At 44.7% G+C, this 18,348-nt stretch carries 13 protein-coding genes; 12 read left to right on the forward strand and 1 reads right to left on the reverse strand.

Features of this window, described 5'->3' with window-relative positions:
- Positions 1-9 precede the first annotated feature (9 nt).
- The 12 genes from K6G33_RS09085 to K6G33_RS09140 all read left to right on the forward strand — a co-directional run bounded on the left by K6G33_RS09085 (position 10) and on the right by K6G33_RS09140 (position 16,488).
- On the forward strand, positions 10-1,710 hold the full coding sequence (locus K6G33_RS09085) for a serine/threonine-protein kinase (protein WP_296778568.1): 1,701 nt from the start codon (positions 10-12) through the stop codon (positions 1,708-1,710).
- A 16-nt stretch (positions 1,711-1,726) separates the two neighbouring features.
- Entirely contained in the window at positions 1,727-2,119 is a 393-nt protein-coding gene (locus K6G33_RS09090; RefSeq protein ID WP_296778570.1) for a hypothetical protein, read from the forward strand.
- Positions 2,116-3,090 (forward strand): hypothetical protein, encoded by a 975-nt coding sequence (locus tag K6G33_RS09095; protein WP_296778571.1) that lies wholly within the window; start codon positions 2,116-2,118, stop codon positions 3,088-3,090. Before K6G33_RS09090 ends, K6G33_RS09095 begins: the two co-directional genes overlap by 4 nt.
- Positions 3,091-3,092: 2 nt before the next feature.
- The gene (locus K6G33_RS09100) at positions 3,093-8,744 is read left to right on the forward strand and encodes an Ig-like domain-containing protein (protein ID WP_296778574.1); all 5,652 of its coding nucleotides are present in this window, start codon (positions 3,093-3,095) and stop codon (positions 8,742-8,744) included.
- 335 nt (positions 8,745-9,079) lie between these two features.
- Positions 9,080-10,297: a sugar-binding protein gene (locus tag K6G33_RS09105; RefSeq protein WP_296778575.1), complete on the forward strand. Its 1,218-nt coding sequence runs from the start codon at positions 9,080-9,082 to the stop codon at positions 10,295-10,297.
- A gap of 91 nt (positions 10,298-10,388) precedes the next feature.
- Entirely contained in the window at positions 10,389-11,924 is a 1,536-nt protein-coding gene (gene mmsA, locus K6G33_RS09110) for a multiple monosaccharide ABC transporter ATP-binding protein (RefSeq protein ID WP_296778577.1), read from the forward strand.
- Between the two features lie 18 nt (positions 11,925-11,942).
- Positions 11,943-13,181 carry a sugar ABC transporter permease gene (locus K6G33_RS09115; RefSeq protein ID WP_296778579.1) on the forward strand — a complete coding sequence of 413 codons (1,239 nt, stop codon included), beginning with the start codon at positions 11,943-11,945 and terminating at the stop codon, positions 13,179-13,181.
- 85 nt (positions 13,182-13,266) lie between these two features.
- On the forward strand, positions 13,267-13,575 hold the full coding sequence (locus K6G33_RS09120; RefSeq protein WP_296778582.1) for a hypothetical protein: 309 nt from the start codon (positions 13,267-13,269) through the stop codon (positions 13,573-13,575).
- A gap of 10 nt (positions 13,576-13,585) precedes the next feature.
- A complete protein-coding gene (locus K6G33_RS09125) occupies positions 13,586-14,017 on the forward strand; it encodes a hypothetical protein (protein WP_296778585.1) in 432 nt (143 codons plus the stop codon).
- Between the two features lie 120 nt (positions 14,018-14,137).
- Positions 14,138-15,391: a sensor histidine kinase gene (locus tag K6G33_RS09130; RefSeq protein WP_296778604.1), complete on the forward strand. Its 1,254-nt coding sequence runs from the start codon at positions 14,138-14,140 to the stop codon at positions 15,389-15,391.
- 11 nt (positions 15,392-15,402) lie between these two features.
- Positions 15,403-16,179, forward strand: a complete 777-nt coding sequence (locus tag K6G33_RS09135; RefSeq protein WP_173450469.1) for a response regulator — start codon at positions 15,403-15,405, stop codon at positions 16,177-16,179.
- A 39-nt stretch (positions 16,180-16,218) separates the two neighbouring features.
- Complete coding sequence (locus K6G33_RS09140) at positions 16,219-16,488, forward strand: acylphosphatase (RefSeq protein WP_296778589.1); 270 nt, start codon at positions 16,219-16,221, stop codon at positions 16,486-16,488.
- Positions 16,489-16,548: 60 nt separating this feature from the next.
- Here K6G33_RS09140 and K6G33_RS09145 read toward each other — a convergent pair whose 3' ends face one another.
- Positions 16,549-18,159, reverse strand: a complete 1,611-nt coding sequence (locus K6G33_RS09145) for a CotH kinase family protein (protein WP_296778593.1) — start codon at positions 18,157-18,159, stop codon at positions 16,549-16,551.
- Between the last annotated feature and the right edge of the window lie 189 nt (positions 18,160-18,348).

Consider the following 18,348-nt stretch of genomic DNA (forward strand, 5'->3'; position numbering starts at 1 on the left):
GAGATCCGTTTGCTCAACAAAGGCTTTGTCCTTGAAAATAGATACAAGATCGTTAATGTCGCAGGTAAGGGCGGTACATCTGTGGTGTACAGAGCCGTTGATCTGAAGGCGAATAACGCTCAGCGAGCCGTAAAAGAGGTCATGAAGACAAATGGTACGGACGCTTACAATGCAAGACAGGAGTCGCTCCTGATAAAAGAATTCTATGAGAAGGACGTGAAAAACTCCTTCTTTCCCAATATAATCGAGATCATTGACAATGACCCGAATGCACTGTATATCGTGCAGGACTATATCAACGGAGTCTCTATGGAGAAGCTCCTTGCCTATGATCCCTTCCGTCACAAGACCGTGCTGAGATATGCCAAGGATATATGCTATGTAATGTCGTTCATACATAAGTGCGGCTTCATACACAGCGATATGAAGCCCGACAATATCATGGTCGTGAGGAATGAGGAGGACTTTGAGAACGCAAAGCGCCCCGATAAGTTCGGCAAGCTGAAATTCATAGACTTCGGCTCTGTTATCGAGAGACAGGAAGGTACTTTTGCCTATACTCCCGCCTATGCAGCTCCCGAGCAGTTCAATCAGGAGGAGCTGGACGAGCAGACCGATATCTTCAATATAGGTGCTACTCTGTACCATATGCTCACGGGAAAAAAGCCGAAAAACGTTTCTGCAAACGGTGAGCTTGTAAGCTCTGCGGACAGATTCGTTTTCGACAAGGGTGCAAATGCAGGCCTTGTCAGGATAATCCGTAAATGTGTCAGCGATGATAAGACAAAACGCTACCGTTCGTGTGATGAGCTTTATGAGGAGCTCGAAAGAACGGATAATCATACATACTTCAGAGCAACAGGCATCGTTGCGGGACTGGCGGCACTGTCTCTGTGCGTATCCCTTTTCGCAGGAATAATGGCGAATAAGAGCAGGAGCGAGGACTTCACAAAGCTTGTCGAAAGAGCTGAAAATACCGCCGAGTATTCTGCCCGTGCAGACGCTTTTGAGAAGGTGATAATCGCTGACGGTTCTTATGCCGATGCTTACCTGAAGCTCATCGAGCTGTACAAGAACGATATGGTGTTCGATGCCGATGAAACCGAACAGATACTTGCCCTCATCAATGAGAATATCAATCTGCTCAAAAAAGATCCGCAGTATGAGGAAGTCGCCTATGAGCTGGGCATACTTTACTGGTATTACTATTTTTACGGGAATACAAGTGACGATGTTTCTCAGCAGAGCGGCAGTACTTCGGGCAAGATAGCTTCCGTAAAGTGGTTCAGGGAAGCCCAGACGCAGAATTTCAAGAAGCGCTCGCCCGATAAGTACGAGATAGCTCAGGTATACTGTGCTATTGGTGATTTCTGCTCGCAGACACAGAAAAAGGAGAATGAGCTGCTCAAAAAGAACTACTGCAGCGATCTCTGGGACAGCATGAAGGCTCTCAGCGAACTTGTGGAGGAGGCTAATGCCGATTCTGAGATAATAATCCTGGAGACATATAAAACTCTTATTAATCTTGAATACGCCAATATGAGAGAGCTTGCAAAGTCAGGTATAAACTATGATGAGCAGAAGAGCTTTCTTGATGATATAAAGGAAAAGACCGAGAGTATCAATACCGCAGATGATTCTGCAAATGAAGCAAAGAAGTACGTGCTTCGCTTCTATAATGACATAATTGAGGAGATACAGGGCGCATAATGAACGGAGGTGCGGAATGGATTCACATAGCTGGCAGATGATCTCACAGATATTTCTGTGGCTGGGGATACTGCTGCTCATATGTACCGTTGTGATCGCGGCAAGGTATAAGGTCGTCGCCAATCTCGTATCTGAGATCAAGGCTAAAAAGAGCCCTTCAGAACCATTGAAGGAAGTCCATTCTGCGGTGATGTCAGGCTCGGGAAGCGTTACAGAAACTGCCGTTAACGCTCAGAATGACGATGAAAATATAACCGTTGTTGTTGGCAGAAAAAAAGCCGAAACCGTGAATGATACAATTGTGGTCAGCAGAAATAACAGTCCTGAAAACGATTTCAGGATAATAAGAAATATTATTGTTATAAACGCCGATCCTGATGTGATCGACGACCGTAGGAGTAAAAAATGAAAGTTATCAGAACAGCCTTTGGAATTTCCGCTGCTGCTTTAACTATGGCAGCGGGTATGAATTCATACCCGACAGCAGATGCGATAAGCTATACTGCTCCGTCAGATATAGAGCTGAATATGGGCAGCGCCGAGATAGACAGATCGACGCTGAATACTGACAGGGTAGTGGAGATACCTGTATACATCTGGAACAATCCGGGATTCGTGTCACTGAATGTCATCTTTGATGTTGATGAAAGACTGAGATTTGACAGCGATCACGTTATCAAAAGCGATGTCAACGGTCTCATGGGAGTAAATATTTACGGCTGCTCAGGGCGTGATAATACCATATCAGCTTCGTTTATTGCGGAGAACCGTTTTAATGATGAAGGTAAGATAGGTTCGTTCATCGTTACCGTTCCCGCAGGTACTCCGGTAGGCACTTATCGTGTAAATATTTGGGAATCATGCGGAGATTTCAGTACCACGATAATGACTCATAACAATAGTGCGGCTGTATTCGGTCTGGAATGTTTTTCTGTTGTTGACGGCGGTGTGATAGATGTTGTCGAGCATTTTTCGGAACGTCCGCCGGTACAGCAGATCAATGAGGAGAATCCTCAGGAACAGCAGAATAATGAGGATCAGCACGACGAAAAGAAAAATGATGATCCCCAGAATGAAGCGCCTGATCCTGTGACTACATCGGCAGGCTCGGAAACGACTAAGGTGACTGCAAAGGTAACTACAAGCGGGATTGCAAAGAAAACGAGCGTGACATCTGAGGATGCAGCAGTAACAGTGTCTTCTACAGTGTCCTACGTTCAGAGCAGCATAAATCCTCAAAGTACAGACTATGAGGAAATAGCATCTCAGAAACAGGAAAACAATACACTTGAAAGATTCCTGTTTCCTGTTATCTGTTCGGCAATAATGATCGCTGTTTGTGCGGCAGTCGTTATATCTATTATTAAGGGAGGCAGTTGATAATGAATAATGGCGGATTTGATCTTAAAAGAAAAATAGCTTTTGCTGCGGCACTTATTGTAGTATCACATTCTGTCGGGGCTATGCCCATAGCTTCGGCTGCTCCTGTGTCTGTGAAGGTGCAGAATGTCAACAGACAGACAAAGGCGGAAGAGAATAACGAAGAGCCAGCTGCTCCTGCGGAAACAACGACTTCGGCTGCGGTCACAACTTCTGCCGTGACCACATCGGCTGCTGCTGCAACAACTACTGTATCGGAAACTACAGCTGCTGTCACAACAACGCAGAATCCGTATAATGAATATAAAATTACAGTCAATTCGATCGAGCTTGATTATGAGGGATTTTCAAGCCTTGCATCAAAGGCACTGGGAGATAATATCATCATAGATGTCGATCCTGAGCGTAATTACAGCAATACCGTAAAGGTACCGAAGGCAAATACGGTGAATCGCGGAGATATCTACATCTACCAGAAGAGCATAAAGTTTACCCTCGTTTCCTTCAAGAATAACGAGCTTGTCTATGATGTCAGCTACAGGGTGAGCGTGGATAAAAACGTCAGGAACGTCGAAATTACCGATGAAAACGGCGAAAAGCTGAACGAAAGCGTATATCTGCCGCACGGCTCGAAAGTCAATGTCAAGCCGCTCCCTGCGTATATGCTTGATGATAGCGACGATGCGAAGTCCTTTACGCTCGATACTGCGATGTGGGTCAAGGTGACCGACGAGAACGGCGAAGGCTTCAATCTCGATATAAGCAACCAGAAGCACAGCGTCAAGCCCAAGAAATTCAGCATAAATATCTCGAATTATCATAAGGTCTATCATGAGGTTAATGAGAACCAGTCCGATGAGACAGGTCAGAGAGAATTCAAATGGAACGAGATAGATGATTTCTATATCTATAGTAAAGATAAGTGCGCCCTTATAGTTTCCTATGATAACAAGGTTGAGACATACGAGCTCAAAAATGAGAGGTTCTACCTGAAGGATCTCCTGAAATCGGAGAAATTCAAATACATCAACGGAGCAAGGTTCAACATCACAGGTGTCAATCATAAGCTTCACGTAAAGTCTATGTTTGACGGCTCTGAAACGACAAAAGAGTCGGATATAAATGTTGAGAAGGGCGACGGCAGCGACTATATCATACGTGTGCCGTACCTTGAGAGCAACAATTACCGCCTTGTAAGCTATGACTACAAGGGCAACACGTTCTATGTCAATAATGAATATCAGGACAAACTGATCGACAAGGAAAATTTCTACAGGATAACTGTTGACAGTGAGGAAAAGAACATAACTCTCAATTATTCACAGATCAGTATGTTCGGAAAATACTCCTTCGTTCCCACAAAAGATGTATACAGAAGGAGCGAACACTGCTATGTGTACGACTCAGCGTCACCGACTCCGAAATTTATGAATTTCAGCGCTGATTTTGACGGAAGCAACATCTATTACAGCTTTCTCAGAGACAAAAACTCTTTGGAAAGCGGAAAGTACAGCATTGTTGAGAGATCAAGGACGTTTGCTGTAGATGTTAAGAATATCGGCTATCCTAAGTTCATTTTCGTTACTAATATCTTAAAGAACGGTGATGTGCTGGAGGGCGGTCTTGAAAACAGTATCTGCTTCTATGACGACAAAAATGCTCCGGGTGTTACCGTTGAACCGAAAGACGGCTGGAGCGGAAAAGACGGTCTCGAATTCAGAGTAAATACCGATGACAGCGAAGAATGTCCCGTAAGCGGCGGCGGTGAATCTTTCTATGAGCAGAATCTCATAAAGGAAGTATTTGATAAGTACATCAATGATAAGTCCGATGACAAGCAGCAGATAAGCGCTCTTTATGTAGGCGATTACAGGTTCGATCGTCCTGCTGATGGCTGGAAGGATGGCGTTGAACAGGAAGGCACAGTCGAGACGTTAAGCATTACAAAGGCTGAAAATGCGCTTATAACCGTTCTTGCGGAGACAGACCTTTCAATACTTGGATCGGAATACGCTTCTCACCCCGAAACAGATGTATTCTATCAGGGCTTTGTCAGGGGCGGCGGCTGTACAAGCCTTTCAGCTTACTACACAAAGCTGGCAAAGACCACTCCCGAGGACGAGATGCCCGCAGAGGCAATTGCCTTTGAACACGCTTTTGCAGCTTATAATAAAGCTGTTGACAGCGAAAAAACTGAGGCGGCAGCATTAAAGAGAAAGGTTGTCCCAACACTTGTATATAACGCTGAGGAAAACAAATTCATTATAAAGGTAAAAGCTGTTGACAAGCTGAAGGACACAGTGATCGAGAACAAGAAACTTGTCGTATATGCTGTCGATAATAACGGAAATTCAGACCCTACAGGCAAGTCGGAGACTGTCACTGTTAATCTTGACGGCGAAGCTCCTGTGATCCACGATAAAAATGATAAGAAGATAAGCGTGGGCGGAACAGCTGAATTTGTCAGAGAGAAAGATGGTGTCAGTGAGTATGTCATCAGGGCGGGCTCTGTTATCAGTGCGTATATCACTGATAAAGGCATGGGTCTTGATAAGGGAAAATGCGGCTTCGGCACCGAAAAAGAACCATCTTTCATCATGAGCGGCGATGACAGCGGCAAATTCACCTATACATTCAGTGATGAAGAACTTGACAAAGAGCTCAAGAGCTTCATAAGCATAAAGGCTTCCGACAGGGCTGGCAACGATGCTTCGCTGAACAGCGGCGAAACTGCCGAAAAGATAAAGGTTATCATTGATAAAACCGCTCCGGAAAGCGAGATCCTCAATAGCTCTGTTTCCGAGAACTGTTTCATTCAGGTGACAGGCGAGGGTGAAGACAAGCAGGAAAAGAAGTGGTTCAGGAACTACAGCGATGTAAGAATGGACATCAGGGCGGCTGATTTGTATCCTGACAAATGTTCGGGTATAAGAAGTCTCAGTATCAGTGTCAACGGACGCGAAAAGAACATAGTTCTTGCCGACAACGGCATCAGTGAGGAAAAGCTGAATGCTGCGGGAAAATACTATGTAGCGCTTGAATCCGCAGAAGATGAGAACTTCTTCAACGCTTTCCTCAGAAGCAGCGATGACAAGAAACTCAACGTGCTCATATGCGAAAATGTTCCCTGTATCAGCGAAGGCGATCAGAGTGAGAATATCGAAAATGGCAGCGTAAGAATAGGCTTCTGCGTTGAAGACTTTGCTCATAATTACAGCGCGGTCAAGTACGAGACAGTCTACGTGGATCTTTCTGATCCTACGGTAGTTTCGGCAGAGGTGAACGGCAGGAATTTCATCAGGAGCGGCGATTACTGCTATGATATTTTCGGACGAAGTGAAGCCGTTGTCAGCATCAGAGTGACTGACGATGCTCCAAGCTCAGGTTTCGCAAGTGTGTATGCTTCACTTTACAACGAAAATGATGAGCTTGCTGCTGAGAAGATCATTGCCGAGAGATTGGAGTCTGCGGATATATGGAATGTGAGAGTTCCTGTTGATTTCAAGGGCTACCTTGTGATATATGCAGTTGACAATGTGGGAAGGATTTCCCCCGAAGTCCGTACTAACGGCATAATCACAGAGAGTGAGGAAAAACATTCGGAGGAGCCGCATATAAACTTCGTGCTCCCTTCGACAAGCCACAAGGACAGGGACGGCAGACCTCTCTACAGCAGCGATATCTCCGTTGATATCACTGCGGAGGATAAGTTCTCGGGCATCGCGGAGATAATTACTTCCGTTACGGGAAGAAACAGCAGCTCCGTAACTGTTAATGCGGCAGGTGAAGTATCGGGAGCCGATGCAGGTGAATGGCACGATACTCCGAATAACAGGGAATACAACCTTGTTTCCCGACTCTCGCGCAAGCTGGACATAGCTCAGGATTCAAACAATATCGTTGTTGACATAAGTCTGAAGGATCAGGCAGGAAATCCGCTGAATACTCCTCATGAGACAGTTAATTTCAGCATCGACAAGACCGACCCGAAGATAGATGTTACATATACCGATTTGAGTGGAAATCCCGAAAACGGCAGCAAGACCCTTTACAATACCGCAAGACGTGCGCTGATAACTGTTACCGAACGCAATTTCGACAGCTCACTTGCCGAGGTGCTTGTAAACGGTTCAAGACGCAGCGTTTCGTGGTCTCACGTCAGCGGAACTGAGGGCACTGATGACGCTAAGTATCGTGCAGAGGTAACATTTGAGGCTGACGGAAATTATGATCTTAATGTCAAGTGTACAGATATGGGCGGCAGAACTGCCAATGAGTATAAACAGAGCTTTGAGATCGACCGCACTCCGCCATCGCTGAGTGTAGGCTTCGATAAGTCTGTGACCAATTCTCATTACTATAATGAGCCTGTTACAGCAACATTAAGGATATCCGATGTGAATTTCGATGCTCAGAGCATAAATATCACAGGTACTTACAATAACAAGTCCGATGGCTTCCCGACAGCTTCTGCATGGACAAAGTCGGGAAATGAGTATGTTTCGTCCATAAGGTTCGAGAAGAACGGCGAGTACGAGATAACTGTATCGGGCCGCGATAAGGCAGGCAATGCGCTTGAGACTTATAACGGAAGCTTCTGCATTGATACCAAGAAGCCTGCTATCCGTACAGATAATGTGAGCAGATCTAACAACGGAAGCGAGATACGTCCGCGTATCGAGTTCACCGACACTAATCTTAATAAGGACAGCATCAAGATCGAGCTGGACGGCGCTAACCGAGGCAAGTCGCTGGAGTACAGCGGTGAGCTTATCGAGAAGAAGGACGGCTACGAGTATGTCTTCGATAATTTCCCGCAGACCGCCGAGTATGACGATATTTATACCATCAGGGCAAGTGCAAAGGACAATGCCAACAATAAGCTCGAACAGAATGTGAGCTTCTCAGTAAACAGATTCGGTTCCACATTCTCACTTGATGAGGCTACGGCGTTCGTTATCGGCAGGTTCATCTCGGAGCCGCGCGATATCGTCATCACTGAGCGTAATGCCGATAAACACGCTGAACCAAGCAAGGTGTACATCACAAGAGATACCGAGATGATAGAGCTCACCGAGAGAAAGGATTATGCCGTTGAAGAAAAGGGCGGCAAAAATGAATGGGCTGAGTACAGATACGTCATCTATGCAAAGAACTTCGATAAGGACGCTAAGTATACGGTCTCTATCCACTCGGTGGACGAAGCCGGCAATATAAACGTCAGCGCTGCTCTGAAGAAGAATGCTGCTGTATCGTTCAGTGTAGATAAGACAGCTCCTCTTTGTATACCGCTGAACATTTCCGAAAACAGTGCTTACAAGGGCGAGAGCCATACAGCAAAGCTTTGCATCTCCGACAACGTTGCACTGAAAGAGGTAAAGGTATATGTCAACGGCGATCCGGCTCCGACAAGAATAGATAATGACGAGTATTCATTCGAGATATACAACTCTCCTCATGCTCAGGAGATATCGGTTGTGCTGACAGATATGGCAGACAACGAGATCGAATACAATTACAGGAACATACTTGTCACAACAAGTGTGCTCAGACTTCTTATCCGCAAGACATGGTTCAAGATAGCTGGAATAGCTGCACTGCTGCTGGCAGGAGCTGCCACATTCTTTATCAGGAGAAGAAGACGTTTACGCTGATATCATAAGTAAAGCCGCTCTGGTTTTCAGAGCGGCTTTTTTGTTGAAAAGTTCAACAAAATTCCACAACGATTTGGACATTAATTTAATAAGAATAAACAGTCTGAAAGTAACAGATTTTATCGGGAAATATAAAATGCACGAAATGTCATAGTCAATTGACAAAGTGCACATAATTGAGCTGCTTGTATTATTCAATCAACCAAATTTAACATAAAACATATTGACATTGTGATTGATATTGTGTAAAATACTAAGTAGGAAGCAACTTATAACTTGTTTTTACAAGGCAACAATTTTTTCACATAAATTATTTACAAAGGAGGACATTTGATATGAAAATGAAAAAGTTTCTGGCAGTTCTGATGACTGTTGTTATGGGAGGTTCACTCGTAGCGTGTGGATCATCAGACACAGATCAAAGTACAAATTCAAATTCAAGTTCAAATTCCAATTCTGATTCAAATTCAAACGCTGATTCAAATTCTAATTCTGACACAAAGTCAGGTGACAAGAAAACTGTTGGTATCGCAATGCCTACAAAGTCGCTTGAGCGTTGGAACAGAGACGGCGAGTATCTTGAGGCTCAGTTCAAGGCAGCAGGCTATGATGTTGAACTGAAGTATTCCGATAACGATACAAACCAGCAGAACAACGATATCCAGGGTATGATCGCTGACGGCGTTGACCTTCTCCTTATCGCTGCTATCGACGGAAATACACTCTCTCAGACACTTGCTGAGGCAAAGGACGCTAATATCCCTGTTATCGCTTATGACCGTCTTATTATGAACACTGATGCTGTTTCATACTACGTTTCATTCGATAACTATACAGTTGGTAAGCTCCAGGGTCAGTACGTAATCGACGAGCTCAAGCTCGACAGCGAGAAAGGACCTTTCAATATCGAGTTTACCGCAGGCGATCCTGCTGATAATAACGCAGGATACTTCTTCAACGGTGCTTATGAGACTCTTGAGTCTTACATCAAGGAAGGCAAGCTTGTAATTCCTTCAGGCAAGAAGACTTTCGAGCAGGTAGCTACTCCATCATGGTCAACAGATAACGCTCTTGAGAATATGCAGAATACTCTTGCTTCATATTACTCAGACGGTACTATCCTTGATGTTGCACTTTGCTCTAACGACTCTACTGCTCTTGGTGTTGCTCAGGCTATCAAGTCTGACTATACAGGCGGCAATGCACCTATCGTTACAGGTCAGGACGGCGATATCGCTAACCTCAAGAACATCGTTGACGGCAGACAGTCTATGACTGTTTACAAGAACGTAAATGATGAGGCCGGTGTAACTCTTGAAGTTTCCAAGGCTATCCTTTCAGGCGAGACTCCTGATGCAGGTCTTATAAGCTCACTTTCAGCTGAAGCTACATATGATACAGAGTCTTACGATAACGGTGTTAAGACAGTTCCTTCTTACCTGCTCGTTCCTTATGTTATCACTAAGGATAACCTCGACGTTCTCGTTGATACAGGCCTTTATAAGTGGGACAGCGACAATAAGTACCTTGAGTCTACAGCTTCAACGACCTGATAAAAACATTGCATCACATTGTCTTAAAAGGGTGGGCTTTGCCCGCCCTTCTTATGAATAAAAGGCAATAAGATGCGAGGAGGGATACAACTTGGCAGATTACATTCTGGAAATGAAAAATATCACAAAGGAGTTCCCCGGTGTTAAGGCTCTTGACAATGTAAACCTTCAGGTTGAGCGCGGAGAGATCCATGCGCTTGTTGGTGAGAACGGTGCGGGTAAGTCTACCCTTATGAACGTTCTCAGCGGTACCTATCCATTCGGTTCGTATACCGGAGATATCATCTACAACGGTCAGACCTGTCAGTTCAAAACACTGCATGACAGCGAAGAAAAAGGCATTGTTATCATACATCAGGAACTCGCTCTTATCCCCGAGCTTTCAATAGGGGAGAATATGTTCCTCGGCAACGAGAGAAAAGGTAAATTCGGCATCGACTGGGATCGTACCTATCACGAGGCCGGAGAGCATATGCGTCAGGTAGGTCTTAAAGAAGAAGCTACCACGCTTATAAAGGATATCGGTACAGGTAAGCAGCAGCTTGTCGAGATAGCCAAGGCGCTCAGTAAGAACGTTAAGCTGCTGATCCTTGACGAGCCTACGTCTTCTCTTAACGAAGAGGATTCGCGTATGCTCCTTGATCTCCTTATAGGCTTCAAGAAAGAGGGAATGACCTCTATCATCATCTCTCATAAACTCAATGAGATATCTTACGTTGCCGATAAGATCACTGTAGTGCGTGACGGCTCGACTATCGAGACTATCGACAATGCCGAGCACAATATCGACGAGGCGCGTATCATACGCGGAATGGTTGGTCGTGAGATCAGCGACCGTTATCCTGCCCGTGAACATAATATCAGCGATAAGATAGGCATAGAAGTTAAGAACTGGAACGTTTACCACCCGCTGTATACAGAGAAAAAGGTCGTTGACAACGTTTCGTTCAACGTTCACCGCGGCGAGATAGTAGGCTTCTCGGGCTTGCAGGGGGCAGGACGTACTGAGCTGGCTATGTCTATTTTCGGAAAATCATACGGTACGAATATCAGCGGTGAGCTCAGGATAGACGGTTCGGAGAAATCACTGAAAAATGTTCGTGCTGCTATCGAATCAGGTCTTGCTTACGTTACCGAAGACAGAAAGGGTAACGGTCTCGTTCTTGAGGAAACTATCGCTAAAAATACAACTATGGCGAGACTTGAAAAAGTCTGCAAGAAGGGTATAATCGACTTCAATGAGGAAAACAAGGTGGCTGAAGAATATAAGGAGAAACTTCACACAAAAACTCCTTCCGTTCAGCAGGCTGTCGGAAATCTCTCAGGCGGTAATCAGCAGAAGGTGCTTCTGGCAAAGTGGATGTTTGCCGATCCTGAAGTGCTTATCCTTGATGAGCCGACCCGTGGTATAGATGTCGGCGCTAAGTATGAGATATACTGCATCATGAATGATCTTGTCGCTCAGGGCAAGTCAGTGGTAATGATATCTTCGGAAATGCCCGAGCTTCTTGGTATGTGCGATCGCATCTATGTCATGAACGAGGGCAAAATGGTGGCGGAAATGCCTGCTGCCGAGGCAACGCAGGAAAAGATCATGGCCGCTATCCTCCAGTCCGACAAAAAATAAAACAGTGAGGAATGCAACATGAATACAAATACGTTATTTGATAGAAATAAAATTAAGACGTTAGTAAAGAATTATACCATGGTCATAGCCCTGGTCGTGGTATTTATCTTCTTCTCTTACTGGACAGAAGGACGTCTTTTATATGCACAGAATCTTTCCAACCTTCTGATACAGAATGCATACGTTCTGGTTCTTGCCTGCGGTATGCTTATGTGTATCCTTACAGGTGGTAACATCGACCTCTCAGTAGGTTCGACCGTATGTCTCATCGGTGCAATATCGGCGCAGATGCTGACGAAACATAATATGAATCCTATAGCCGCTATAATAATTTGTCTGTTGATATCCATTGTTATCGGTATGTGGCAGGGCTTCTGGATAGGTTACGTTCATATCCCGCCGTTCATCTGTACTCTTGCGGGTATGTTCCTCTTCAGAGGTTTCGGACGTGCGATACTTGAATCAAAGACTATCGCATTCCAGCAGACAGAAGGTTCTAACGGTAAGAAGTTCCTTGATATCTTTACTTCTTATATAGAAGTTCCCTCCATCGACAACTCATGGAAGGTCATGGTCGATGGAAAAGAGGTAACAGTTAGGTTATCTGCATTCATCGCAGGTATCGCTATTGCAGTAGCTCTTATTGCGATTACTGTGATGAAGCGTGCTAAGAAGGCTAAGAAGGGCTATAAGCAGGAACCTATCGTATCGCAGTTCGCAAAGATCATCATTATTGATGTACTTATACTTGCTTACTCATGGAAGCTTGCACTTTACAAGGGTATCCCTGTAATGGCACTCTGGGTACTCGCAGTAGTATTCATCTATGCTTTCATTACATCAAAGACAGCTTTCGGACGTTATTTCTATGCTGTCGGCGGTAACGAAAAGGCTACAAAGCTTTCAGGTATCGACACAAAGAAGGTTTACTTCCTGGCTTATACATCAATGTCACTGCTTGCAGGTCTTTCGGGTCTCCTTGTTGCTGCTCGTGTTGGTTCTGTAAACGGTGATACAGGTAACTCATTTGAAATGGACGCTATCGGCTCATGCTTCATAGGCGGTGCTTCAGCATACGGCGGAAGCGGTACAGTCGGCGGTATCATGGTCGGAGCTATCCTCCTCGGTGTTATCAACCAGGGTATGTCTATCAAGGGTCTTGATAACAACTGGCAGTATGTTGTCAAGGGTTCAGTTCTTCTTGTTGCTGTTATATTTGACGTTGTTTCAAATAAGAAGACAGGTAAGGCAGGCTGATAAATTAGTTTTTTACAACGGCTCGGAGCAGCATATGCTGCCCGAGCCGAAAATTTACACATCAACTCTGAAAGGATATCCGTATATGAATAATACTAAAAACGATTCCGGTAAACGTTCCAAGGCATTGACAGCTCTTACCCTGAGAATTGTTGTGGCGGTATATATATGCTATCTTGCGTTCAAGATAGCATCAGAAGAGGATACCAGCATGAGCATTGTGCTCTGTCGTGTGATAGGTGCGGTCTTTATGCTGGCAGCTCTTTCATTTGCAGTGTATTCCCTTTATACCTACCGCAGAGATATCAGGGAAGCTGACATAGCTGAAGATACGCTGAACGCTATGGAAGACGATGCAGCTGACAACAATACAGACGATACCGATAAGGAGTGAATACAACTGTATGACAATTGCAGATATAAAGGCTCTTTACGAGGAATATACAGCCGAAGCAGAAAAGGTAGAGCGTGAAAGCAAACCTGCCGACGGACTTTTCGGCATGGGCAGAAAGCCCTCGGACGATCCGTGCCATGACCGCTTTTCGGAGAAGTTGGAAGCGATGCTGAAGGAGTTCGCTGACGGAGATCCCGCCCCTGCGGAGGTATACGAGGTGCTGGAGTATATCTACAGTGCTCCTGCGGAACATAAGGAGCCCCTCAGTGTGTATTGGCTGATGAATGCAGTACAAGGTTTTACGTCAGAGCTGGTGCAGAAGCTCGAAAAGGCGGACGCGGAAAGGCTATATGTGATGTACCGAAAAGAGTATCCCCGCTGGAAAAGGCTGCCTGTTCAGAAGAAAATATTCTCTGAACTTGACAGGCTGAGAAAAAAATAACATCGTGCAGCTCATTAAGAGCTGCTTTTTTGTTTATATGGCATATTTTTGTGAGAATCATTGAAAAACAGTGTGGAAAGTGGTATAATATTAATAGTCGGATAGGGGAGTGTGATAACTATGTATGTCATTCTCGATTTTATCTCTGAAAGATACATGACGCTTATGATACTTTTCGGACTTGCATCTGTAATCTACGCCAACAGAAAAAGCAAGATAGATAAGCTTAACATCATTGTTATCATGATGATGATATCCCTTGTGATAGTGGTATGCGAGTTCACAGAGGACTGGTGCGATAAGTATAATAAGGATTACCGTATCCTTTACGTCAAGACTATGCTGGTGTACTGGCTGTATCCGCTGATGGCTCTGCTCGGTATATATCTTACAGTTCATATTAAGAATAAGCTGCTTCTGGCAGTTCCTCAGTTCGTGAATATGGTCATTACGGCAGTCGATCTTACGGGTACGGGCTTTGTGTACAGTTTTTCGCAGGATCACAGCTTTCACGGCGGACCTATGAGAGGTATGCAGTTTTTCGTAATATGTTTTTATTCCGTGCTTTTTGCTTATTATTCCGTAAGGTATATACGGTCTGAAAACAAGGCGAGGGGACTTATCATGCAGTTCATCATTGTAATGATAATCGTCACGATATTGGCTGAATACATGAATTTTGCATCAGGATATGCAGATGAAGTGGTCGCGCTGTCATTGTTTGTGTACTACTGCTATCTGGCGACTGTTCATCAGAGTAAGGTCGATGCAGCTCTGCATAAGCGGGAGCTTGAACTGGAACAGAGCAAACTGACGCTGCTGATGACTCAGATCAAGCCGCATTTTATCAATAATTCGCTGATAGCCGTTCGGGAGCTTTGCTACGAAGACCCCGAAAAGGCTGCTGAGCTTATCAACCACTTTTCACTGTATCTGAGAAATAACATCGAGGCTGCGGATAATCAGATGATACCGTTCACTAAAGAGATAGATGCGGTAAAGGAGTATCTTAACCTTGAATATGCGGATTCGAGCAAGGCTTTCAAAACGGTGTTCGAGCTTGGGTATACTGATTTTGAGCTTCCTTCGCTCAGCGTTGAGCCGCTGGTGGAGAATGCTGTAAAGCATGGTGTGGATAGATATTCGGAAAAATCGGAAGTGCGAATAATCTCATACAAACAAGGGGATAATGTTTTTATTGAGATAAGAGACAATGGCAAGGGCTTCGATATGAACAAGGAAACGCTTGGAAAGGGAGGCATCGGACTGAAAAATGCTGCTAAGCGTCTTGAACTTATGTGCGGAGGTGAACTCAATATCGACCGTGATGACGGTTGGACTGTAATAAGGATAAGGATATGCGATAAAAATTAGGGGGAATTAAAGTGAATACTATAACAGTGGACGATGAAAGATTTGCTGTGAATTCATTGCTTAGAATGATGAAAAAGGCAGATCCCAACGGAAATCATGTTGGAACGGTATACGTTGAGGACTTTTTTGAGTACATAAAGAATCATGAGGTGGATATCGCTTTCATAGATGTGGATCTTTACGATACGGACGGCATCGCTATCACAAAGAAGCTTTCAAAGATGAAGCCTGATCTGAATGTTATTATCTATACGGGACATTCGGAGTACAAGGCGGCAGCTCTTGATCTTTTTGTGAGCGGCTATCTGGTAAAGCCTGTCAGTGAAAGTGATCTTGCCAATGCTCTGGCTCACCTCAGATATCCCATAAAGGGAAAGACCGAAAGTATGCTCAGAGTGCAGTGCTTCGGCAGCTTTGCTGTTTTTAAAGGTGATGTTCCCGTAGTCTTCAGCAAGTCAAAAACTCTTGAATTGCTGGCTTATCTTGTATTTAAGCGCGGTGCAATGGTCACAATGAGCGAGCTTATGAGCGTATTATGGGAGGATAAACCCGTAACTGCCAGCAACAGTTCGTACCTTCGTCAGATAATCTCAGAGTTGAGACAAAAGATGAAGAATATTGGCGCTGATGATATTATCATCAAGAAGCGCAACGGGATATGTATAGATGTATCCAAAATAGAGTGCGACTGGTACGAACACGTAGACGGCATAAGACCTGTAAAGCGCTCGATAGGCTTTATGGAGCAGTACCAGTGGGCTGAGAGAGCTGATCCGTTCCTGCACTGATATACTGCGAAGTCATACTGTTCGGAACGGAGGAGAAATATGGATAAGGTTCGCAGACATATTGTCTTTTACGGATATGTTCAGGGAGTAGGCTTTCGCTGGAAGGCGAGAAGCACAGCCTCAAGGCTCGGTGTGAGCGGCTGGGTAAGAAATCTTGACGATGGCTCAGTGGAAATGGAGGCAGAGGGCAATGAAAGGGATATCGAAGATCTCATAAGCGCTCTTGAAGAACATAGATGGGGAAGCGTTGACCGAATTGAATCGGAGTATGTACCCATACACGGAGATTACAGCTTTGAAGTAAGATAGATATTAATGAAAAGCCCGAAAGTGCATTTTTATGCGCCTTCGGGCTTTGATACTTTCTGTTTACTTGTGCCAGCAGCTATTGAGGAAATCTACTCTGCTTTGCAGCCACTGTGCCAGAAACTCTGCTGCCTGCAATTCATTTATGCAAGCCTTTGCAGGCTCAGAGAGCTCGTTCACAAAGTCGGAATTCATAATGATATTGTTCCACTTGCGGTAATTGTTCCTGAATTCATCTTCGAGTTCGGTGCTGTCCTTGTTTATGAGCTTTATCATGCGTTCAAACACGCCGCTGTCGTAAGCTTTTGTCCATTTGTCCTTTATTTTGCTCTGATACCAGTCCTCGTGAGCGAGCACAACGAGCCACGGATTAATGGTATCGTATTCTCCGCCGCCTTTTGTTCCGCCGTTTACATCGGGGACGAGATTTGCTGCATAGAAGCCTGTACCGTCAAGGCAGCGATCCTTGTTGCCCATTGACGAGTCAAAGTCCCATGGAGCTTCAAAGGTGAGCTTCTTCTTTCCGTCTGCACTGAAATCAGCGTCCATGTAGAAGCTTGACCAGTATATATCGGCATCACAGGTGAGTTCGCTGATAATGTACGTATCAACAAGAGAATCTATATCCACGACATTTTCCACAGCCTGCTGAGGAGTGATATCCTTGCTTTCGGTGATGTTTTTGAAGTTTTTATCGAATACAAAGGCTTTGTCGTTATAGGCAGCTTCGTACATGATCCTGTAGACGTTATTCACGAAATTTTCGATAAAGTCATGCTGCTCCTGAGAATTTATGGTGCTCTTTATGGTTATGCCGACTTCCTTCTTAGGGTCGTTCTTTGACATGGGCAGACATCTTACATAGCTTCCCTTGTCGTCTTCGCCGTTGAAAGGTATAAGAGGAGCGTTATCAGCAAAATCCAGTGAAAACTGGTGGAGTTCGTCTTCATTGTAGAAATATCCGTCATATTCAAGAAAATAGCCGGTGTCCGTACCTGTGTAGTCCTTTGCAGGCTCGGCGATATTGACTCTTGCGGAGCTTATCTGCTGCATCTCGGTCAGAAGGTACACACCGTAGTATTCTCCGTTTATCTCCACGCTTACCAAGTCTGAATCAGCAGCGTACAGCCCGTCGTCCTTCATTATCTCCCGTGAGGCGTAAAGGGCGGACTTGTTCCTCAGCATTGAAGCGTCCTTGTATTCAGCGAGAAGGAGCCAGTTTTTCTGCTCAGCTCCGTCATTGAGTCCGAGCAGATTTTGTTTTTCCGTAAATTTTATACGCAGAGGCTTTTTGTCGTAGGTGGTAGTCCAGTTTCCGCGTACCTTGACCTGAGCTTCGGCAGGGGCAAGAAGGCTTTTGCCGTCGCTGTCCTTGAGAGTGACGGTACAGGTCTCATAGTAGGGCTCGATAGGGATCTTGTAACTTTTGTCCCATGTTGTGATACTCTCAGCAACGTGCCGTGATACGGGGAGATTCACAAAATCCAGTACATTGGCGTCCTTGTTCTGAGTTTCAATGGAGAGAACAGGCAAAGTGCTCTGTTCGCCGCTCAGGTTCTCCTGAGCAGGTGTGTCGTTAGTTTTTGCATTTTCTGTTATATCTTTTTCAGATGAGCAGCCAAAAAGCAGTACAGCTGCAAGAGAAATTGATATCAACTTTTTAAGCTGTTTCATAGTATTAACACCTCTTAGATCAATATGTGTTCATTGTATCACAATTTATGATGCCTTTGTCAATAAAAAACTGAGCCACAGCGCTAATAAAAAAGTGAGCCGGTTTTGATAAAAAAATAATGAGCCACTAATCATTATTCATGGTCGAGTCGATGCGGTAAGATGAGCTGCAGTTCATATTAAGAACGA

The sequence above is a fragment of the Ruminococcus sp. genome (assembly GCF_024691275.1).
Lineage (GTDB): Bacteria > Bacillota > Clostridia > Oscillospirales > Ruminococcaceae > Ruminococcus.